The sequence below is a fragment of the Paenibacillus sanfengchensis genome, from assembly GCF_036864765.1.
In the GTDB taxonomy this organism is placed as follows: domain Bacteria; phylum Bacillota; class Bacilli; order Paenibacillales; family Paenibacillaceae; genus Fontibacillus; species Fontibacillus sanfengchensis.
In genome coordinates this window covers 1-21544 of record NZ_JBAGJC010000014.1, presented here as the reverse complement: position 1 = coordinate 21544, position 21544 = coordinate 1, and the positions used below count along the sequence as shown (strand labels likewise).

Here is a 21544-nt window from a genome sequence, read left to right as displayed (position 1 = left end):
TAGAACCTTTATAAATCACTTGATCTTCCAGGGATGCCTGGTTTGGTAACCTCCAGCGGGTGCAGAATGGCATCGATCTGCTTTTTCGTCATCAGTCCTTGTTCCAGCAAAATCTCTTTTAACGGCCGGTCCGAGGCCACCGCAGACGTAGCCAGTTCAGCTGCGGCGTCATAACCCAGATACGTCACCGCTGCGGCAGCCATGACGCCGGAGCGTTCCAAATGCTCGAGACAATGCGCAGTATCGACTTTCAACCCACGCACGCATCGCTCATGAAAGAGCCGTACAGCCTCAGTAAGAATTTCAAGAGATTCAAGTAGAGATTCTGCGATTAAAGGGGCAAAGGCATTCAGCTCCAGCTGTCCGCTGGCCGCCGCTAAAGTGACTGCTGTATCATTGGAGATCACCTTCATAGCGACTGACCCGGCCATCTCTGCGATGACCGGGTTCATTTTACCGGGCAGGATCGAAGAACCTACCTGCATAGGGGGCAGGATGTATTCTGCAATTCCGCCGGAGGGCCCGGCATTAAGCAGCCGGAAATCGCCGGATATCTTCAGCAAGTTCACCGCAGCAGCTTTGAGCAAACCTGAAACTTCCACAAATACATCCATATTCTGTGTGCCATCCATCGGAAAATCGCTGCGGCACAGCCCCATTCCGGATAGTTCCCGCAGCTCCTCTGCAATGGCATAAATATAAGCAAGGGGGGCATTCATTCCTGTGCCCACTGCCGTTCCTCCAAGGTTAATCTCCCGAAGCCGTTCCTCCGCCTTGTACAGCCGCCACCTGTCCCGTGCAACCGCTTTGGCATAAGCACCAAAGCTTTGTCCGGCCATGATGGGCAGTGCGTCCATGAGTTCCGTCCGTCCTAACCTTAACACATCGGCGTATTCCCGCTCCTTCTCCTGCAATGCCTCCTGAAGAGAGGCAAACTCTTCACTAAGCGAGCGAAGCAACGGAATCATCGCAATTCGCATGGCAGTGGGATACACGTCATTGGTAGATTGATAGAGATTCACATGATCTATTGGATGGATCAGCCGGTAATCCCCCTTATGTCCACCAAGTTTCTCGATGGCCAGATTGGCTATCACCTCGTTAACGTTCATGTTCGTACTCGTTCCCGCTCCGCCCTGATACGCATCCACAATAAAGTGTTTATCCATCTGGCCTTGCAGAATTTCATCGCAAGCGGATAAAATACTCGATGCCACCTGCTCGGAAATAGCCCCTTGCTTGCCATTTACTTTGGCTGCCGCTTTCTTCACCATTACAATGGCCCGCGTGATCCGCGGATTCACCGGCCGACCGCTGACCGCAAAATTATCCCGCGCCCTTACCGCGTGAATTCCATAATAAGCCCCACTAGGAACCGTTTCACTCCCTAGAGCATCCGATTCCACCCGAAACATTGGATCGTCGTTCAATTGTTTTTCACCCCCCAATTTGAGACATCAGGCGCATTGTGGCCTTCAAGGGTGGCTTGGTACCCGGTTGGTCCATCATTATATGCTGACCAGGTTTGGCTTCCAAGGCGCGCAGAAACAATTGCTTCAGCAGCTCTGATTGAGCGATGTAAGGCCGGATATACAGCTCTTCGTTCCAGAAGAGACACGGCTTAACGTGACCGTTTGCTGTAATACGCAGCCGGTTACATGAATTACAAAAATGCTGGCTGACCGGATGAATCAAGCCAAATTGCCCTGCCGCACCTTGGATGCGAAAATAAAGGGCCGGGCCGGAATCTGCTGCTTTTTCAATCGGCTCATCAGTTGTCCTACCCGAGTCTGGACCTGCTTCAAGACTAAAACCAGCCTTGACACAGCGCTCCAGTATTCCATCCAAAGGCATATATTCCGCTTCCCATCCGTTGATATCATGACCCATGGGCATATATTCAATAAAGCGGACGTGCAGCGGATATTTCTGAGTCAGCTGCAGAAAGGATTCAATTTCATCATCGTTTACACCTTTCATCAAGACCATATTCAGCTTCAGTATCTCGAAGCCAGCCTTAAAACCAGCTGCTAAAGCATGCAACACCTTGCTGACATCGCCGCCCCCAGTGATTCTGGAATAGCGTTCTGGAATTAGAGAATCCAGGCTGACGTTGAGATCTGTAAGCCCGGCATCATGTAGCTTCTGTACTTTGGGAGCGAGCAGCAGTCCATTCGTGGTCAGACCGACACGTTCAATCCCGGAGATAGCCCTTAACCTGGCAACCAATTCTTCCAGGTTCGGACGCATCAACGGTTCTCCTCCGGTAAGACGCACCTTGGTTACCCCCATCTCAGCGAGTACACTTACAATCCGTTCAATTTCGTCAAAGGTAAGCGGGTTACCCTCCACAGCCTTTTCTACTCTGCCCGGATTGCAGTACTGACAGCCCAAGTTGCAGCGCTCAGTAACGGAGATACGTACATAATTATGTAAACGACCAAAGTGATCGACCAAGATCTCGGACAAACGCTCCACCTTGCTTTCTGCGTATAGTGACTGAATCAGAGGCGCGAAAAACCGCCGAATTGCTGTAATGACTGGGCACTGGCCAGTCTTTTCCGGGAAATGGAATCCTCAATCTGGCTTGGAACGATGAATTGGAGTGCATTTGTGGGGCATACCCGCACACATTCCGGACCCTTGCCGCTGTCTTCACACAAATCACATTTGTTCGCCACAATTCTCTCCTTGCGGCTCCATGAACCCGCTGTATTGGAACAAAGCCCGGATTGAAGCTGCTTTTGGCCACCTTTATGTGCCGGAACCATTGTAATCGCCCCATAAGGACATACCAGCATACAGGTCTTGCAACCAATGCAGCTATCCTGGTTGATGAAAATGCTATTTTCTTTGTTCGTAATAGACCCGTTCGGACACACATTGGCACAAGGAGCATCCTCGCAATGTCTGCACTGCACCGGTGCGGTAACTTCATCAGTCTCGACGACAGTCAGCCTTGGATAGAAGTCAGCCCCGCTCTCTTCCTGAAGGAACATATTATTCCCGGCATGTGCTACTACGCAGGCCACTTCACAAGTATGACAACCTATACATTTATCGGGATCGGCAATGACAAATCGGTTCATGACATCTCCTCCTTAAGACTTCTGTCAACAAATTTGGTATGCAGCAAATGATGTGAAGTATGGCCTAACGGTTCACCTAAGAAGTCCTTATACAATTTGATAATATCTGGATTCTCATGAGATTTGCGGACCTTCTGATGAGAGTCGTGGCGGTAAACGGCGCTCTTTCTGGCCTGATAAGCAATTTTCCGTTGCGTTTCCAACAGGAGCTTGGGCTGTCCGCCGCCGCTGACACAGCCTTCGGGACAAGCCATCACTTCAATGAAATGATACGGGCAGGTGCCCTCTGCAACTTTTGCCAAAACAGCATCCACATATTTCAGTCCTGCAACTACTGCCACTTTAAGCTCCAATTCGCCAATCTGAACTTCTGCCGTCCGGATGCCTTCCTCTCCCCTGACAAAATCCAATTGCAGATTGGGAATCTGCTCATGGGTGATCAGTTCATACCCCGTTCGTATCGCAGCTTCCATCACACCGCCTGTGACGCCGAAGATTGAGCCCGCTCCTGAGTATTTGCCCAGCGGTGAATCAAACGGCTCGTCGGGAAGATGAATGAAATCGATGCCTTGATCCTTGATTAAGCTGGCCAGTTCCCTTGTAGTAATAACTACATCCACTTCACGGCAACCATCCACATTCATTTCTTCTCTGCTGCATTCAAATTTTTTACAGGTACAGGGCATAACCGCGACGCTGAAAATATCCGAAGGTGCAATTCCATCCAGCTCCGCTCCGTAGGTCTTGAATAAGGCTCCGGCCATTTGCATCGGGGACTTGCAGCTGGACAAATGCTCCAGCAGCTCCGGTGCGACCGTCTCAGCATGCTTCACCCAGGCCGGACAGCAGGAGGTGAACATGGGCAGCCGCTCTCCTGACATCACTCTGCCAATCAGCTCTGAGCCTTCTTCCATAATCGTCAAATCCGCAGCAAAATTCGTATCATAAATCCGGTCAAACTTCAGCCGTCTCAGTGCCGCCGCCATTTTCCCCGGGGTTAAAGTGCCGAAGGGCAGCCCAAACTCCTCCGCCAGAGATACCCGGATCGCAGGGGCGCACTGCACCACCTTGAACCGTTTCGGATCAGCCAAAACAGCTTTAACCCTCTGGATATCGCCTGACGAATAAGCAGCGAACAAAGGCTCACTCACGTTGGGGAGCTGCCCTCTTTCCTGTAACTTTACCGCCCGTGAGGCTGCCGTCAACTCGTTGTCCGCAGCATAAGCGGTACAAATCTGCACACACTGTCCGCAAACGACGCAGCGATGAGCATCAATCGTCTGCGGTTGGCCCGGTTCGCCGATAATGGCGTCTACAGGACATACAGCCGCGCAACGTCTACAGCCGGTGCATAATTGCTCGTCAATATGAATGATTGGATCCTTATACGACATAGCGCAACCTTCTTTTCTGAATTGAAGTGGTATTACAGTCGCATAGCCGCAGCTGTCCGCGACCTGGATACACTGGTATCCGGATAAACCAGTGACAGTGCCTCTACCGGACAGACCTCTACACAAGCCGGAACGTTTCCCAAAGCTCCATCCCTTTGGTCCCTGGTCCGGCATAAGTCACATTTATAAGCGATCACTTTGGCGCTATGTACCATCGCATTATGCTGCCGCTCCTTCAGGTGAATCTGCGGGACTACCTTGCCGTTGCTGAATGCTTTGTTCAGACTGATAGCTCCAAACGGACAAGCCATAGCACAGCCTTTGCAGCCTATGCAGCTCTCTTCATGAATAACTATCGTCCCCTCCACCCGCCGAATCGCCTGAACCGGACAAGCTTCCGCACAGGGCGCATTTTCGCACTGGCGGCATTGGACCGGCAATGTGAAGCTCTCTGTTCGAACGACATGCAGGCGGGGAATAACCGGTACCGTAACGGTACCCACCGCCGCCCCAACCCCATTGTGATCGTTATGAACCGCGAAACATGCCAGTTCACACGCCTTGCAGCCTATACATTTGCCCGCTTCGGCAATGACAAACGGATTCGGCTGTACATTATTCATACCGGTCTCGCCTCCACATGCATCTGCGCTCTGAGCGCTTCATATTCCTGCTGAACCTGTTGTTCCGCACGCAGCTGATCTGCAATTTTCTCGATACGGATCGCACAATACTTGTATTCCGGGGTTTTGGATACCGGGTCCAGATAGTCACCCGTCAGCTCATTGCAGGCCCCAATCCAGAAATGGTAGGTCATATAGGTGGCCCCGGTTTTTACACGGTTGCTGATCTGTGCCCGGGCTAATACTCTGCCCCGGCGGGATACCACATGTACAAGCTGGCCGTCTTCAATCCCTAAGCTTGACCCGTCCTCCGGACTCATTTGGATAAAACCAGGTTCATCCGACAGTTGACTGAGGGCACGGCAGTTGCCGGTCATCGTCCGAACTGAATAATGCCCTACCTCACGCACGGTGGACAAGGACAACGGATATTCCTGATCCGGCTGCTCCAGCGGTGCCCTCCATTCGCAGGCAAACAGCTGTCCTTTACCGCTGGAAGTGGTAAACCGGTTACCCTCATATAAATACGGTGTGCCCGGATGGTCTTCAGACGGACATGGCCACTGAACACTGCCCTGCTCTTCCATCTTCCGATAACTGGCTCCGGCAAACGATGGGGAGAGCCCCCTCATCTCATCCCATATTTCTTCCGTATTCCGGTAGGACATCGGGTAGCCCATCGCTGTGGCAAGCTCGCTGATAATTTGCCAATCGGGTTTCACTTCACCCGGCGGCTCGATCGCCTTTCTAATCCGCTGGAATCCACGGTCGGCTGAAGAGTAGACCCCGTCATGCTCACCCCAGGAGGTGGCCGGCAAAATCACATCGGCATGCAGGGCCGTCTTGTTCATGAAGATGTCCTGGACAATTACAAATTCTAATTTATCCAGTGTCTCTCTCACTTCTGAAGCATTCGGATCGCTCTGCACCGGATCTTCGCCAAAAATATAATAGGCTTTCACCTTGTCTTCCTTTAGAACGAGATGAGGAATCTCGGTAATCCGATACCCGACTTTGCGGGGCAAAGCCACTCCCCAGGCCTTTTCAAATTTTTTGCGGATCTTGTCATCCGTAACAGACTGGTACCCCGGGTAGACATTTGGCAATGCCCCCATATCGCAGGAACCCTGTACATTATTTTGGCCGCGGACCGGACCAATCCCGACGCCAGGTCTGCCTAAGTTACCGGTCAGAAGCGCCAGTGAAGCCAGGCCCTTTACAACGTCCACGGCTTGGGCAAATTGACATACCCCCATACCGTACAGGATCATCGCCTTGTTCGCACTCGCATATTGCCTCATTACTTTGCGGATTTCAGCCGCTTGCACACCTGTAATGCTCTCCGCATATTCAGGTGTATATTTCTGTACAGTGGCTTTATATTCCGCAAAACCTTCCACATATTTCTCAACATACTGCTTGTCGTATAACTCCTCAGCAATTAACACATGACCAAAGGCATTGACAAGCGCCATGTTCGTGCCGCCTTTAAGGGGCAGCCAAGTATCTGCAATACGGGCCGACTCCGTCTTGCGGGGATCGGTTACGATGATCGTTGCGCCCTTCTGCTTCGCACTCACAATTCTTCTCGCCACAATGGGATGGGTAACCGCTGCATTGTATCCAAAAATAAACAACAGATCCGTGTCCTCAATTTCAGGAATTGAATTGGACATTGCGCCATCCCCAAGCGAATAGGTAAGCCCTGCTACGGACGGCCCGTGACATACCCTAGCGCAATGGTCAACATTATTGGTTCCGATAACAGCGCGCATAAATTTTTGCATGACATAATTGGCTTCATTTCCCGGGCCACGGGCTGAACCGGTTCCCATGATTGCATCCGGTCCGTACTTTTCCTTGATTGCTGTTAGTTTCTCGGCCGTATACTGAATAGCTTCGTCCCAAGATACCTCTACCAGTGACCCTGCTTTACGAATCATCGGCTTGCGGATTCGGGCGGTAAGAATCTGCGGATCATTCAGAAAATCCCATCCATAATGACCTTTCAGGCATAGGTTCCCTTCGTTCGTTCTTCCATCCGCTGGTTCAGCGCCTACGATTTTCCCCTCCTCAACTATTAAATTCATCTGACAACCACTTCCACAATACGGACATACAGTCAGCACTTTATTCTCCATAGTTCCTCACCTCTACTTGTGATTTTTTGCACAATTATAGCAACAAAAAAATAAGCCAATACAAGGTATAATCAGAAATACACAATGTACTGGCTTATTAAAAAGCTAAGGAGCAAACGTCCATTCTCTCTAATCAAACCGATTTATTCAATTGAATAATAATTGCCCTATCCCCTGGATTCGGGTCTTCGATCTTCCAGGTATATGTAAACGGGCTGCCAAGCGTTTCTACGATTTCTGCCATAAACTCTCTCTCCAAATAAGGCTTCAGCACCTTCCAGTATTCTGTAACTAAATGTACTGCACCTTCTTTGAGCAAAATTTCAGATAAACTGGAGAGAATTCCACGAATCTCTATAATGATTAAGGAGTCATCCTCCATCCTAACCTTTACATTCTCCGGACCTTTTCCGCGATAATGCTTCACAATCTTAACGGCAAGTCTTCGCACCTTCTCCTGGCATTCAAAAACAGTCTCAGACATCACTACATCCCAGCCTTAACATCCCTATTATGGTAATTTATTTAATTAATTACATGTTAAGCCTACCCAATAAAGATTGTCAAACCACAAAAAAGGTCAAATCCTTTCATTTCAACGTGATTTCATCCACTTCTTACATGATATCCGTAAATTCCTAAAATGCTTGTTCAATCTAACGATATTTAAAAAAGAGCAGCAGAGTTCTAAATTCCGCTTTTCCTTCCGGGTTCAGACCTTTACTGCTCTTTGCTAGCTACCTTATCTAAGTTCTACACATTGTAACCATATTTAATTGAATGAGGGGGCCAAAGAAATGCGGAAGGGCATAATTGATCGCTTCGAAGGTGAATATGCTGTTATTGAGATTGACCGAAAAAACCGAAGATATCCTGAAGTCAGAGTTACCTGCAGAGGTTAAGGCCGGTGATTCTCTTATATTCCAAAAGAACAAGATCACGATTGATAATGAGGATACAAAGTCACGTAAAGAAGAAATCAGCGAATTAATGGAGGAGCTATTCGAAGATTAATTTTATTGCCCCCCGGTGAAAATCCGGGGCATTTTTTATGTAGTTACCTGACTCACATCGTCGATCTATTCAAAAATAGTCATACCCCATTTGGTTCTTGATTCGACATAGTTGTTTTTATCTGACCAGTATTACCTCTCAATCCGTACTCCTTGAAGCGGACTTAATGAAGTGTTTCCTCCTGTCTAATACTTTCTTTTCTCAGTGTATAGTTTATTTCTTTGGACGGAAAAGGGCGCAAATGAAAAAAGAGCAGCCTGAGTGCGGTATTCATACGGACTCAGGTTGTTTAGTTTCGTCTGGAAACGTGCATGGTTGTAAAAGCGAATGTATTGCTGGGCAGCATGCTTCACCTGCTTGGCAGAGTGAAAAGAGTGGAGATGGAAACACTCGGTTTTAAAATGGCTGAAAAAGTTCTCCATGGAGGCATTATCCCAGCAGTTTCCCTTTCTGGACATACTAGCCTTTATACCGTATCGCTTAAGCAATCTCGCTCAGGTTCCCTTGAGAAATTCCTATGCTTTTTGCAAATTGAACTTGGTTTAAATTGTTTTCTTTACGGATACATTTTATTTTATGGCCAATGTCATTCAACATTTTCACCACCAATTATAAAGTATGTATAATGTTTTTTTAGCATTTTAAAAGGGAGCCACGAATCGAACGCTCGGGCTCCCTGTCTTTTACGACTTCTAACGTTTACTCAACCGTCACGCTCTTCGCCAGGTTGCGCGGCTTGTCGACATCGTTGCCGCGGGCCAGGGAAGCGTAGTAAGCCAGAAGCTGCAGCGGCACGACGGACAGAGCCGGTGTCAACAGCGGCAGTGTCTTCGGAATGGCGAAGGCTTGATCGACGGATTTCAGCAAGCCGGCGACATGCTCTTCATGCGTAATTGCCATAACGTCGGCGCCGCGCGCCTTCACTTCCTTGATGTTGCTGACCATTTTTTCCAGGACGGATTCTTGGGTCGCCAGAGCGATGACCGGAATTCCCTCTTCAATCAGCGCCAGCGTACCATGTTTCAACTCACCGGCCGCATAAGCTTCGGAGTGAATGTAAGAGATCTCCTTCAGCTTGAGCGAACCCTCTTGCGCAACGGCAAAGTCCAGACCGCGGCCGATAAAGAACAGATGCTCATGCGTGGAAATTTGCTCGGCATAGGCTTTGATCGCATCCGAGTTCTCCAGCATGCTCTCCACTTGCTCAGGCAGTGCCTGCATAGCGGCAATCACATGGGCAATTTCCTCTTCGGTTTGCGTACCGCGTACTTGCGCCAGGTAAAGGCCGAACAGGTAGAATGCAATCAACTGGGAAGTATACGCTTTGGTCGAAGCCACGGCAATTTCCGGACCAGCCAGCGTTGCGATAACATCGTCCGCGTCGCGAGCGATCGAACTGCCGACCACGTTGGTGACGGCCAGAACATGAGCGCCGTTCGCATGAGCTTCACGGAGGGCAGCCAGTGTATCTGCCGTTTCACCGGATTGGCTCACGACGATAACCAGCGTTTCCGGCGTAATCAATGGCGAACGGTAGCGATATTCGGAAGCGACATCAAACGCCACCGGAATGCGAACCAGACGTTCGATAGCAGCTCCGCCAACGAGACCGGCATGATAAGCCGTACCGCACGCGATAACATGAATACTGTTGATGGAGCGGATTTTCTCATCGGACAGATTCAGACCAGGGAATACGACCTTGCGTCCGCTTTCGTCGATCCGGCCCAGCATCGTGTTCCGGTAAGCATTCGGCTGCTCGTGGATTTCCTTCAGCATGAAATGGTCATACCCGCCTTTTTCTGCAGTGACGGCATCCCAATCGACAGAAATCATTTCCCGAGAAATAAAATTCCCCTCAATGGTCATCAATTCGACAGCGTCTTCGGTCAATACGGCCATTTCCCCATCATTCAAAATATACACATTCCGCGTATAGTTCAGAATTGCCGGGATATCGGAACCGATAAAGTTCTCCCCTTCGCCCAGACCGATAATCAACGGGCTTGCTTGACGTACGGCTACCAGTTTATTCGGCTCGTACTCCGTTAATACGCCCAGAGCAAAAGCGCCGCGCATATAGCTGATCGCTTTCTGAACCGCTTTGACGATATCCCCCTCGTATTCGCGAGCCACGAGATGGGAAATGACTTCCGTATCCGTCTCCGAAACGAACTCATAACCTTGGGAAATCAGCTCTTCTTTCAGGTCCAGGTAGTTTTCGACAATGCCGTTATGCACGACCGAGAACTTCTGGCTATGGTCGGTATGCGGATGCGAATTGACATCCGACGGTTTGCCGTGCGTTGCCCAACGGGTATGACCGATTCCGGCCGTACCTACCAATGGAGCTCCTTCCAGCTTGGACTCGAGGTTAGCCAGGCGGCCGATCGATTTGGCAATTTGCAGTCCGTTCTGCGTAAACACCGCAATCCCCGCCGAATCATACCCGCGGTACTCCAGCTTCTTAAGTCCTTCCAGCAAAACCGTCTGCGTGTCTCTCTTCCCGATATATCCAACGATACCACACATAATATATATATCCTCCGTTTCATCTCACCCAAATTTTTTAGGGCAGGAGAAAACAAGCGGAGAGATAAGCGCGGCTCCACAGAGAAAGAACTATTCAATTTTTATGAAAAATCAGAAAAGTTACACGTAACAATGCCTACTTTCATGAATGTCCATGCTTCTCCGTTCACCGCGATATTTCCGCGTCTCCTGCAAACACTCATGAATAAACGACTCGATGGATCCAACTATGGATCCTAACATCGGCCCGTAAGGTTTGTGAGAACGGTCGCCCATTCCTTTTGCCCTTGCGGTCACGGTGCGATGCATCACCGGGAGGCCCCCGCCGAACAACTCGAACACCTCCACCTCGTCAGCTTCCCTTTGCCGATTCGCCCTGATTCCGGATTTCCCGCAGTTACAGGCAACTTGCCTACCTGCCGCTACCCGGAGAACGTTCTCGCGCGAAATGAAGCTCTGGCGCTTTTCACTTCCGACAACCTCACTGCCCTCACTTTCTTTTATTGAATATGCTTATTATATGCATCCTTGAGACATTTGGCAATGATCATGTTGTCCTGATCAACATGACCCGCCCTTTTCAGGCTTACCCAAAGAATAAGCCGCTGAAACTGGAAATTCCCAGTGCCAGCGGCTTATTTTTGAAATTATGCAAAAAGTCACAGAACAACCGATTCATCCTTATTGGACAGTTCCTTCTCCACCACGGAAGCGATATGGGCCACGAGCTGCTCGAGCTCCGCCTTTTCAGGGCCTTCCGCCATGACGCGGATCAGCGACTCCGTACCGGATGGACGCACCAGAACACGGCCGTTGTCGCCAAGTTGCCGCTCCACGCTGGCAATGGCCTCTTCAATCGCCGTATTGCCCGCAAACCGGCTCTTATCCTGAACGCGCACATTAACGAGCACTTGCGGATACTGTCTCATTACTTTTTTCAGCTCGCTAAGCGGTTTTCCGGCCGCCTTCATCGTGTCCACCAATTGAATCGCCGTGAGAATGCCATCGCCCGTCGTATTGTAATCCAGGAAGATCACGTGGCCGGACTGCTCTCCCCCGAGGTTATAGCCGCCACGGATCATTTCAGCCATGACATAACGGTCGCCGACAGCTGTCTGCTGCGTATTCAGCGCCAGCTTGGCCGTCGCCTTATAGAAACCGAAATTGCTCATCACTGTGGATACGATGGTGCTGTCCTTCAGCTTGCCCGCCCGGTTCATGGCGTCGCCGCAAATGCAGAGGATATAGTCACCGTCGACTTCCTCTCCCTTTTCGTCAATCGCGATCAGACGGTCCGCATCCCCGTCAAAAGCGAGCCCCAAATCCGCTCCCAGCCGGATCACTTCCTCTTTGAGCTTCTCCGGATGCGTGGAGCCGCAATGGTCGTTGATATTCAAGCCGTTAGGCTCCGCCCCGATCGTATGGATTTCGGCGCCCAATTCCCGGAATAATTTCGGTGCCAATTCATAAGCTGCGCCGTTGGCGCAATCCAGCACGATTTTCAATCCTTCGAAGGAAGTGCTAATCGTGGTTTTCAGATGAGCCAGATATTTAAATTTAGAGTCATTATCTACCGTTACCGTACCCAATCCCCCACCGACCGGACGAGGAAGCTCGTCTACCTCTTTATCCATCAATTCTTCGATCCGCAATTCAGTCTCGTCGGAAAGCTTGAACCCGTCGCTGCCGAAGAACTTAATCCCGTTATCCTCTACCGGATTGTGCGAAGCCGAGATCATAACGCCGGCGTCCGCTTTCAGCAGTCTGGTCAGATATGCCACCGCAGGCGTTGTAACGACCCCCAGACGAATGACATCCGCGCCAATGGAAAGCAGCCCGGCGACCAGAGCGGATTCAAACATGACCCCGGAGATTCGGGTATCCATCCCGATAACGACTTTTGGCTTCGGCACCTGACCAGCCAGAACATAGCCCCCGCAGCGGCCGATTTGATAAGCCATCTCTGCGGTTAATTCCTTGTTTGCGATTCCTCTTACTCCATCCGTGCCAAAATACTTGCCCATGATTTCACTCCTTCGACATGTTCTGAAGCTTCGCCCGTTTCTGTTGTATAGCGGCAGCTTCATGGTTTTTCTCTTCCCGCTGGTTCTTTATTTTCTGCCTGGTATTTCGGATTGACTTGCTCGAATTTTATGAGTCCGCTTCCGTTTTATCACCGTTTTCACTGTTCCCCGCACTTCCTGTACTTTCGGCATTCCCGGAGTTCCCCGCATTCCCGGCATTTCCGGTCTCACCGCTGCTTCCGCCGGTGCTGCCGGAAGAATTCCCCGCGTCGCCGCCCGAGCTGTTCTGCCCCGGCTGCTCCTCCGCTGGAGGCGGAATCTCCGGCGCCTCAGTCCCTGTGGATTTCTCTTCCTCCGGCACTGTCGTTGCAGGCTTCCCCTTCGGCGACAGCTCAATTTTAGCCGTCAACGATTTCCCCGGTTCCGACAACTCCAAAAACTGCGGGAGCTTCACGATGACGGGAACCGTATGGACTCCCTGGCCCAGCCCGGATAGATCGGCTGTCGCCGTAAGATCCTCGGCACTCAGCTTACTCAGCAGTTCCTTCGCTCCATAAACCGTCAGCGAAACCTTCGCATTGGCCGGATGAAGGAACTTCTCCGTGAGTGTATCGTTCACGTTCAGCAAGGTGACCGGAACGTTCTCGATCAGCTTCTGCCCGGCAGGTTCAATTTTGACGGTGATCTCAACAGAGCTCGGCTCGATTTTCTCAAAACCGTCTGGAGGAGTCAAGTCCACCTTGTACCTGGTCTCCGTAGTGCCTTGAAATTGGCTCAAATCTACTGTGACCGGATAGGAAGAAATGCCCTCAAGCATTTCTTTCGACCCATAAATTGCAGCCCCTTCCACATTTGAATTCACACTGGCCAGGACATAGCCGTCGGGCAGCTTCCCGACTTCCCGAATCTCCAGAGGCACATTTTTGTAAAGCTTGTTAATCGGGACACTCACATCCACGGAGCCCGGCGATATTTCCGCGTTCTTCATGACCTGCCCCTGTTTATCATATGCAGTGAGCTTGACGCTTTTGCCTTTTAACGGGGCTGTAAGCCCGGTGATATCCACGGTTCCCTGCACCATTTGAAGCTCGCCGATTTCGCTTTCCGGCAGCGTCACCTGAACCGTACCGGCTCCCTCGACTAACGGAATGCCGGCCTGCACGCCTCCCCCCGGGCTCCCTTTGGTTACGATCGTCACCGGGACCTCTTTGGTTTCCTTGGCTTCAATCGTTACTTTTATAATGGAAGGCTCCATGGAAATCAGCTCAACTCCGGGAGGAAGTTCATGGGTCAATGGAAGGGTAATCGTCCCCGGTCCTATATTTTTCAAATTCAGCTTCACTTTATAATCAGAAAAATTGGTGGTTAAGTCCGTCCGCTTCCCGCTGACTTCCAGCCTGACTTTGTCCGGTTCCAGATCATAGAGTACATATTTATCACTGTCGAAGCCGGTCACCTGTATCTTCACATTATCGATCACCTTGGATTTGATCATAGTGGTGGGAGCAACCGGTGTTCCGCTATCGATATGAACCATAGCCCAAAGAATAACGCTGATAATAAGAGCGATCACTTTGGCAAAATTGTTATGGTTGATCCACTTATCCATTACTTCAAGCCCCCCTTCTTCTTCCAGAAGGGCTTGCGCTTTTCGTTCTGTCCCGAATTCGGGCCGAGCTCCTCATAAAGTTTGGAAATCAGCGATTCTTCATTAATATCTCTAACCACTTGTCCCTCTATCGCTAAAGAGATTTGCCCGGTTTCCTCAGACACTACGATTGAAATGCCGTCGCCCACTTCGCTGATCCCGATAGCCGCACGGTGTCTGGTCCCCAACTCTTTGCTGATAAACGGGTTTTCCGACAGGGGGAGGTAGCATGCCGCGGCCGCTATTCGGTGCCCCTGAATGATAACGGCTCCGTCATGGAGCGGCGTATTCGGGATAAAAATATTGATCAAGAGCTCGGAGGAGATCATCGATTGCATTTTTATACCTGATTCGGTGTATTCGTTCAGTCCCGTGTTACGCTCAAATACAATTAATGCCCCGATTTTTCTACGGGATAAAAAGTTTATTGCCTTAATGACCTCACCGATTTGCTTGCCGAATTCCTCCTCATCCGCGGTGCTCCGGCCGAATAGTTTGCCCCGTCCCAGCTGTTCAAGAGCCCTTCTCAGCTCCGGCTGGAAAATGATAAAGATTGCCAGGACGCCAAACGTAAACATTTGATTCATGAGCCACTTCAACGTATACAAATCAAACCAGGTGCTTACCGCCCAAATGACCACAAGGACTAATATCCCTTTGAGCAGTTGAATCGCCCTGGTTCCCCTAACCAATAAAATCAAATGATATATTATATAGGTAACGATCAGGATATCGATAATGTCTTTGATGTAATCCTGCCACGTTAAGTTTGCAAAATAATCCATGGTGCAACCCCCAAAAAGTTTCCGTTTGACGACCCGTCGAAAAAGAAACGTTTATGTACATCCCTTTGTTACCTCGTCTTTATATGTTCCCCTTAACTTCTAGGTTATAACGTTCCCCAAGCAGATGCAAGCACCCGAGAAAATTAGAATGATTCGTCACTACAAGAAATTTTTTCCTAAAGTTAAAAAAACAAACGGCCCCCCGTCCCTTAAGGGAGGCGCCGCTTGCGTCCTTACCGCTATTTGTAGGCGACTTCCGTAAACAGATTGGTAATTCTGTACCATATCCAGTCCAAAGCCTGGTCAATGCTCTTGACCTCTCCGGCAATATGTGCCGTAGAGGCCTGATAATAAGAACCGTCAATGACCGTTAAATTGCCCTGCACATCGCCGTAAATTTCCGCCTTCCCGTTCTCTACCGTCAGATTTCCCGCAATGGTTGAACCGCTCGGTACGGTAACCGTATCTCCGTTAATAATCACTTGATCCAGATCCGCAGTCTTCACAACTAACTGATCATCGCTATCCCATAAAGAAATCGCGCTGAAGAGCATCACTACCAGGAATATGGCCGCAGACGTCAAAGCCGGGTGCCGGCGTATCCAGCCGATCCAGGCCGCTTGCTTTCGCTGCTTCGGAATGTTCCCCATGATCCGGTCGACGAGTTCATCCGATGCGGAAACAGCGTTGTGTCTGAGGGTTGCAAACAACATCATATCGGTTTGCTCCAGCTCATGAAACCGTGCACTGCACGCCGAACAGCCTGATAGGTGTCCTTTCAGCTTCAGGGCCTGTTCCTGCGTTAAATCGTCGTCCAGATAATCATGTATCATGGAAGAGGCATGTTTGCAATCCATATCCGCCAATCCTTTCAGTTCAATCTATGGATAACCAATACTCTCTATTGGCATAGTCGTCCTATCTTACATTACGTTCGACCGAACAAAGCGTTTCATAAAAAAATCGCAACAATAGTTAAATTAAACGAGCCCCTCAGTTCATCTTGTGTTCAAGCTTCTTCCGTAAAAATTCGCGCCCGCGGTGAACTCTGGTTTTTACCGTTGTCACCGGCATGTCCAATACGTCCCCGATTTCCTGCAGCGACAGATCCTGCAAATACCGCAGCACGATGACCGACTTATATTTCGCGGGCAAGCCTTCAATCGCCTGATGAATCATCTGTTGCGTCTCGGAAAGCAAATACTCCGATTCCGGCGTTCTCTCGTCTCCGGGAATCAACGTATAGCCGTCCATCCCCTCCTGATCGTTGACCTCGGCGTCCAGATAGTAGCTGGGCTTTCTTTTGCGCAAGCGATCAATGCACAGGTTGGTTGCTATCCGATAAATCCATGTCGAGAATTTCTGTTTGTCGTCGTACCGGTGAAAATTTTTGTAAACGCGAAGAAAAGCCTCCTGAACGATGTCCTCCGCTTCATGCCGATTGGACAACATCCGGTATGCCAAATGAAAAATCTTATCCTTATATAAATCAACGAGCTCGGCAAAAGCGCCCTGATCACCTTTACGGGCCAGCTTTACCAGTCTCGCTTCGAAATGGTCCACCACCATATGTTCCCCCAAATCCTTGGATGGGCGTATTCGGGACACTTGCTTATCCGGCCTTCCGTTTCCCGAGCCCTTTAACGTAACTCCGGCCGTCGGCACTTCATTCAAATGTTAATTCAACTCTATGTAAATTGCAATACTATTCCCGCATCTCGCCATTATCAAAATCATCGAAGATAAAAAAAGCAAGCCGTATCCTCTCCTATCGGAAAGGACCGGCTTGCCTGCTTTTAAATTCCCTCTAGTCGCCCTGGAGAGGATCAGCCCGTATTCCGGAGCCCTGCGGCGATTCCGTTAATGGTAAGGAGCACCTCGCGAAGCAATACCGGGTCATCCTGCCCCGCATCGCGAATGGCGCGCAGTTCAAGAAGCAGCTGTACTTGCAGATAACTTAGCGGGTCAACATAGGGATTCCGCTGTTTAATGGATTCCTGCAGCGCCGGGTTGTTGTCCAGAATTTCCGATACCGCGGTAATCTTTAGAATCATGTCCTTGGTAAGGAGGAATTCCTGTTCGATCTGCCCGAAAATCCGTTCCTTCGCCTCCGCATCGTTGCACATTTTGGCGTATTCCTTGGCAATGACCAGATCGGCCTTGATCAGGGCAAATTGCAACGTATCGATCAAGGATTTGAAGAACGTGGAATTTTGGTACATCTCCTGAAGCACCTTCAGGTTCTCTTCCTTGCCTTGATAGTAGTTAAATAAACCTGTTCCGGCAGCGTACCAGGCCGGGAACAAGTAGCGGCTTTGCGTCCAGGCGAAAACCCATGGGATAGCCCGTAAATCCTCAAAGCGGTCGCTATTCTTGCGTTTGGACGGTCTGGAGCCGATATTCAGTTCGCCGACTTCCCCAAGCGGTGTCGATTCTTTAAAGAACTTCAGGAAATCCGGCTCACGGAATACCAAATCCTGATATTTGTTCAGCGAGGTTTCCGAGATCCCGGCGATAATCGCGTCCCACTTATCCTCTTCCGGATGATGGTCCGTATGCAGCTTGGCCTGAATCGCCGATGTAATCAGCGCCGATGTGGCCGTTTCGAGGCTGCGGTAGGCAATGCCTTTCAACGAATAACGGGAGGAGATCACTTCGCCCTGCTCGGTGATTTTGATACCTCCGCCGATCGTTTCGGGAGGTTGGACCAGAATACTGCGGTTTAGCGGCATTCCGCCGCGTCCTAGCGCACCGCCCCGGCCGTGGAAGAATTTCAGCTTCACGCCGAAATCTTTTGCCGCTGCCGTAATTTGCTTCAAAGCAACCCGAAGCTCCCAGTTCGCGGTCACTACGCCGCCGTCTTTGTTGCTGTCGGAGTAACCAAGCATAATTTCCTGCAAGTCATTCATAGCCGCTACGGATTGGCGATAGATCGGCATATTGAACAGTCGGCGCATAATACCTGGCGCTTCATGCAGATCGTCGATCGTTTCAAAGAGCGGGACGGATTGCAGCGTGCATACGACCGTGCCATCGGCTTCCTTGTGGAATAGTCCGACTTCCTTCGCGAATACCATAACCTCCAGAATATCGCTGGCCGCTTCGGCCATACTGATCAGGTAGCTTGTGATGCACTGCTTGCCGAACTCTCTTTGCGCCTCGAAAACCGTCCGATAAACATTCAAGCACTCCGTCGTGCTCTCGCTGTATTCCTGATAAGGGGAGGTCAACGGACGCGGATCGTTCAAAAGACGTTCCAGCAGTGCCACCTTCTCCTCTTCCCCCAGCTCCGCATAGTTGCTGACGATATTCATGTTTGCCAAAACTTCCGTCATGGCGTTCTCGTGTTCCTTGCTGTGCTGACGTATATCCAGGGTAGCGGTATGGAATCCGAACAGCTCCACCATACGGATCAACTTCTTGATGTGCGTATCCGCAACGTAATCCGCATAATGATGACGCAAGCTGCGGTCAATAATTTTCAGATCCTCAATTAATCCGTTCACATCGGCGTAACGTTCGGAAGTATTTTTCTTCGCCTCATCCAGCACGTTGTGAAGCTTCTCCGTCATGTAGGTAAGTTTGATGCGATACGGTTCCTTCTCATTGTTCCATTGCGGCGTTTTCTTCAGCGTGACTTGCAGTCGGTCTCTTTGAATCGAAGCAAGCAACTCATCCGTTACGTCCACGATGGAAGTGCTGAAGCTGAGGTATTTGAACAGTTCCGACAGTTGACCTTGATACTCGCGGATCGCAAGCTTACGCTGCATTTTCAGCGTCTCCCAGGTTACGTTCGCCGTTACAGAAGGGTTACCGTCCCGGTCCCCGCCGATCCACGAGCCGAACCGCAGGTACGTAGGTACGTGCCACAAGTGCTCCGGATAGTACTTCGAAAGGCAGCGTTCCAGTTCCTGATAAACCTCGGGCAAGACATGAAATAAAGTTTCGTGAAAATAGTACATCCCATTTCGCACTTCATCAAGCACGGTCGGTTTACGATCACGCAGCTCGTCGGTTTGCCAAAGGGTGATGACTTCGTTCAATAGCTTCTCCCTAAGCTGCTCGCGCTCGCGGAACGTCAGTGTCGGGTTATCGAGCTGCATCACATCGTCGGCAATCCGCTTATGAATATCCAAGATCGCACGGCGCATCGCTTCCGTGGGGTGAGCTGTCATGACGAGCTCCAGGGACATGCTCTCCAAAATTTCCTGCGCCTCACTAAATGAAAAGCCCTGCTCTTTCAAGTCTCTCACCGCGGCTTCGATGGATCCGGTTTGTACCGCTTCGCCCGCGGAACGCTCATAATCCCGTTTCCGACGAATCCGGTGATTCTGTTCAGCAATATTAACCAATTGAAAATAAATGGCGAATGCTCGGATTACTTGGTGTCGGATTTCCGGCTCGAGGGAATTGATCATTCCCTTGAACTCTTCGTGGAGTTCCGGCAAAAATACGGCACGCAATGATTTACTGGCTTCACGAATCTTCTCGACAATATCCAAGAGTTCATTGCCGCCCTGATGAACCAGGACCTCTCCTAGAATATTGCCCAAAAAACGTATATCGCGCCGAAGAAGGTTATTGGTGTTTGTTTTGCCGGCTGCTACCGTTAATTCCGTCATATTTCTCCCCCATTTCATCCCTATTCCGTCTCTAAAAGCTTTCCTACCATAATACAATAAACTTCCCTGAAAATCTTCACTTTATTTGTAAGGAATTTAAAGGAAAGCGGAAGAGCCTTGACGAGTACATGCCGCAGCTCCAATTGAAGTAATCCCCAGAAGAAGACGCTTGGCGTCCTGCTCGGCGAAATGGATAGGTAACATTAAGTTAACTGCGAGTGATAACCCTCTAATTACCCTAACACGGTGAAGCAATAAAATGCAAGATTAAAAAAAACCTCCGGTTATAACAAAAAACATCATCGACCGGATGATGTTACTGTCATAAAATGGAGCGGGTGATGGGAATCGAACCCACGCTACCAGCTTGGAAGGCTGGAGTTCTACCATTGAACTACACCCGCACCTTATAATGGTCGGGACGACACGATTCGAACATGCGACCCCCTGGTCCCAAACCAGGTGCTCTACCAAGCTGAGCTACGTCCCGAAATAAGATGGTTATCCATTATGAAATTGAAAAGTGGCGCGCCCTAAGAGATTCGAACTCCTGACCTTTTGATTCGTAGTCAAACGCTCTATCCAGCTGAGCTAAGGGCGCATAATATGGAGCGGACGACGGGAATCGAACCCGCGACCCTCGCCTTGGCAAGGCGATGCTCTACCGCTGAGCCACGTCCGCATTAATGGTGCGCGTGGAGGGACTTGAACCCCCACGTCAAAGACGCTAGATCCTAAGTCTAGTGCGTCTGCCAATTCCGCCACACGCGCATTTCAAAAAGTGAGCCATGAAGGACTCGAACCTTCGACACCCTGATTAAAAGTCAGGTGCTCTACCAACTGAGCTAATGGCTCATACAATCACAAGAAAAAAGATGGCTGGGGATATAGGATTCGAACCTATGGATGACGGAGTCAAAGTCCGTTGCCTTACCGCTTGGCTAATCCCCATTAACAATATGGTGGAGGCTGAGGGGATCGAACCCCCGACCCTCTGCTTGTAAGGCAGATGCTCTCCCAGCTGAGCTAAGCCTCCATATGTATTTGAAGCTTTTATTAAATGAAGGGTGGTGACCCGTAGGGGATTCGAACCCCTGTTACCTCCGTGAAAGGGAGGTGTCTTAACCCCTTGACCAACGGGCCAGTCAAGAAAATGGAGCTCTCAACCGGGATCGAACCGGTGACCTCATCCTTACCATGGATGCACTCTACCTACTGAGCTATGAGAGCAAATGGCTCCCCGAACAGGACTCGAACCTGTGACAACTCGATTAACAGTCGAGTGCTCTACCAACTGAGCTATCAGGGAATAAAGTTCGCTTGGCAACGTCCTACTCTCCCAGGACCCTTCGGTCCAAGTACCATCGGCGCTGGAGGGCTTAACGGTCGTGTTCGGGATGGGTACGCGTGGAACCCCTCCGCCATCGCCACCAAACGTGTTCAGATGTTTGATCACCTGAAAACTGGATACGAAACGTATTTGCGTTTTAGTCTCCTCAAGTGCTCAGATCGGCTTGTTCAGCCTGACGCCACTTTTTGGAGTTGTTTTTGGATAAGCCCTCGACCGATTAGTACCTGTCAGCTCCATGCATTGCTGCACTTCCACCCCAGGCCTATCAACCTCGTCGTCTTCAAGGGGTCTTACTAATTGGGAAATCTCATCTTGAGGGGG

17 protein-coding genes, 11 tRNA genes and 2 rRNA genes are annotated in these 21544 nt (G+C 50.1%); 2 read left to right on the top strand and 28 right to left on the bottom strand.

The genetic code is table 11. From position 1 onward, the window contains the following. Positions 1–8: 8 nt before the first annotated feature. The 7 genes from V4U84_RS21955 to V4U84_RS21925 form a co-directional block, all read right to left on the bottom strand. The gene (locus V4U84_RS21955) at positions 9–1415 is read right to left on the bottom strand and encodes an aspartate ammonia-lyase (protein ID WP_334075507.1); all 1407 of its coding nucleotides are present in this window, start codon (positions 1413–1415) and stop codon (positions 9–11) included. A gap of 22 nt (positions 1416–1437) precedes the next feature. Further along, positions 1438–2478, bottom strand: coding sequence for a GTP 3',8-cyclase MoaA (moaA, locus tag V4U84_RS21950; RefSeq protein ID WP_416367287.1), 1041 nt, complete (start codon positions 2476–2478; stop codon positions 1438–1440). Between the two features lie 26 nt (positions 2479–2504). Next, positions 2505–3089, bottom strand: coding sequence for a 4Fe-4S dicluster domain-containing protein (locus V4U84_RS21945; protein ID WP_334075430.1), 585 nt, complete (start codon positions 3087–3089; stop codon positions 2505–2507). Then, positions 3086–4483 (bottom strand): [FeFe] hydrogenase, group A, encoded by a 1398-nt coding sequence (locus V4U84_RS21940; RefSeq protein ID WP_334075429.1) that lies wholly within the window; start codon positions 4481–4483, stop codon positions 3086–3088. The genes V4U84_RS21945 and V4U84_RS21940 overlap by 4 nt, the downstream gene beginning before the upstream one ends. Before the next feature lie 32 nt (positions 4484–4515). Next, positions 4516–5106: a 4Fe-4S dicluster domain-containing protein gene (locus tag V4U84_RS21935; protein ID WP_334075428.1), complete on the bottom strand. Its 591-nt coding sequence runs from the start codon at positions 5104–5106 to the stop codon at positions 4516–4518. After that, positions 5103–7247, bottom strand: coding sequence for a formate dehydrogenase subunit alpha (fdhF, locus tag V4U84_RS21930; RefSeq protein ID WP_334075427.1), 2145 nt, complete (start codon positions 7245–7247; stop codon positions 5103–5105). Before fdhF ends, V4U84_RS21935 begins: the two co-directional genes overlap by 4 nt. A gap of 133 nt (positions 7248–7380) precedes the next feature. Further along, positions 7381–7731: a Na-translocating system protein MpsC family protein gene (locus tag V4U84_RS21925; RefSeq protein WP_334075426.1), complete on the bottom strand. Its 351-nt coding sequence runs from the start codon at positions 7729–7731 to the stop codon at positions 7381–7383. 359 nt (positions 7732–8090) lie between these two features. Between V4U84_RS21925 and V4U84_RS21920 the strand changes: the two genes are divergently transcribed. Then, positions 8091–8261 (top strand): DUF3006 domain-containing protein, encoded by a 171-nt coding sequence (locus V4U84_RS21920; RefSeq protein ID WP_334077975.1) that lies wholly within the window; start codon positions 8091–8093, stop codon positions 8259–8261. A gap of 185 nt (positions 8262–8446) precedes the next feature. Here V4U84_RS21920 and V4U84_RS27005 read toward each other — a convergent pair whose 3' ends face one another. Beyond that, entirely contained in the window at positions 8447–8683 is a 237-nt protein-coding gene (locus V4U84_RS27005) for an IS3 family transposase (RefSeq protein WP_416367286.1), read from the bottom strand. Here V4U84_RS27005 and V4U84_RS21915 point away from each other — a divergent pair. Further along, the gene (locus V4U84_RS21915; RefSeq protein WP_334075425.1) at positions 8573–8887 is read left to right on the top strand and encodes a hypothetical protein; all 315 of its coding nucleotides are present in this window, start codon (positions 8573–8575) and stop codon (positions 8885–8887) included. The two genes, V4U84_RS27005 and V4U84_RS21915, sit on opposite strands and share 111 nt — an antisense overlap. Positions 8888–8960: 73 nt before the next feature. Here V4U84_RS21915 and glmS read toward each other — a convergent pair whose 3' ends face one another. The 20 genes from glmS to V4U84_RS21815 all read right to left on the bottom strand — a co-directional run. Continuing rightward, positions 8961–10793 (bottom strand): glutamine--fructose-6-phosphate transaminase (isomerizing), encoded by a 1833-nt coding sequence (gene glmS, locus V4U84_RS21910; protein ID WP_334075424.1) that lies wholly within the window; start codon positions 10791–10793, stop codon positions 8961–8963. Positions 10794–11452: 659 nt separating this feature from the next. Next, positions 11453–12817: a phosphoglucosamine mutase gene (glmM, locus tag V4U84_RS21905; RefSeq protein WP_334075423.1), complete on the bottom strand. Its 1365-nt coding sequence runs from the start codon at positions 12815–12817 to the stop codon at positions 11453–11455. 127 nt (positions 12818–12944) lie between these two features. Continuing rightward, positions 12945–14426, bottom strand: a complete 1482-nt coding sequence (locus tag V4U84_RS21900) for a CdaR family protein (protein ID WP_334075422.1) — start codon at positions 14424–14426, stop codon at positions 12945–12947. Further along, a complete protein-coding gene (gene cdaA / locus V4U84_RS21895; RefSeq protein WP_334075421.1) occupies positions 14426–15250 on the bottom strand; it encodes a diadenylate cyclase CdaA in 825 nt (274 codons plus the stop codon). The genes V4U84_RS21900 and cdaA overlap by 1 nt, the downstream gene beginning before the upstream one ends. A 239-nt stretch (positions 15251–15489) precedes the next feature. After that, positions 15490–16107 (bottom strand): zf-HC2 domain-containing protein, encoded by a 618-nt coding sequence (locus V4U84_RS21890; protein WP_334075420.1) that lies wholly within the window; start codon positions 16105–16107, stop codon positions 15490–15492. Positions 16108–16243: 136 nt separating this feature from the next. After that, on the bottom strand, positions 16244–16819 hold the full coding sequence (gene sigW / locus V4U84_RS21885) for an RNA polymerase sigma factor SigW (RefSeq protein WP_211373383.1): 576 nt from the start codon (positions 16817–16819) through the stop codon (positions 16244–16246). A 257-nt stretch (positions 16820–17076) separates the two neighbouring features. After that, positions 17077–19872 carry a phosphoenolpyruvate carboxylase gene (gene ppc / locus V4U84_RS21880; RefSeq protein WP_334077974.1) on the bottom strand — a complete coding sequence of 932 codons (2796 nt, stop codon included), beginning with the start codon at positions 19870–19872 and terminating at the stop codon, positions 17077–17079. Positions 19873–20202: 330 nt separating this feature from the next. Next, positions 20203–20276 (bottom strand) — tRNA-Gly (locus V4U84_RS21875). Positions 20277–20285: 9 nt separating this feature from the next. After that, positions 20286–20362, bottom strand: a tRNA-Pro gene (locus V4U84_RS21870). Positions 20363–20396: 34 nt separating this feature from the next. Further along, positions 20397–20473, bottom strand: a tRNA-Arg gene (locus V4U84_RS21865). A 6-nt stretch (positions 20474–20479) separates the two neighbouring features. Next, positions 20480–20554: transfer RNA gene (locus V4U84_RS21860), tRNA-Gly, on the bottom strand. 5 nt (positions 20555–20559) lie between these two features. After that, a tRNA-Leu gene (locus V4U84_RS21855) sits at positions 20560–20643 on the bottom strand. An 11-nt stretch (positions 20644–20654) separates the two neighbouring features. After that, positions 20655–20727 (bottom strand) — tRNA-Lys (locus tag V4U84_RS21850). Between the two features lie 21 nt (positions 20728–20748). After that, positions 20749–20823, bottom strand: a tRNA-Gln gene (locus V4U84_RS21845). A 9-nt stretch (positions 20824–20832) separates the two neighbouring features. Then, positions 20833–20908, bottom strand: a tRNA-Val gene (locus V4U84_RS21840). Positions 20909–20940: 32 nt separating this feature from the next. After that, positions 20941–21015, bottom strand: a tRNA-Glu gene (locus V4U84_RS21835). Between the two features lie 11 nt (positions 21016–21026). After that, positions 21027–21102: transfer RNA gene (locus V4U84_RS21830), tRNA-Thr, on the bottom strand. A 3-nt stretch (positions 21103–21105) separates the two neighbouring features. Next, positions 21106–21181: transfer RNA gene (locus tag V4U84_RS21825), tRNA-Asn, on the bottom strand. A 9-nt stretch (positions 21182–21190) separates the two neighbouring features. After that, a 5S ribosomal RNA gene (rrf, locus tag V4U84_RS21820) occupies positions 21191–21307 on the bottom strand. Positions 21308–21420: 113 nt separating this feature from the next. Beyond that, positions 21421–21544: ribosomal RNA gene (locus V4U84_RS21815) — 23S ribosomal RNA — on the bottom strand; the annotation flags it as partial.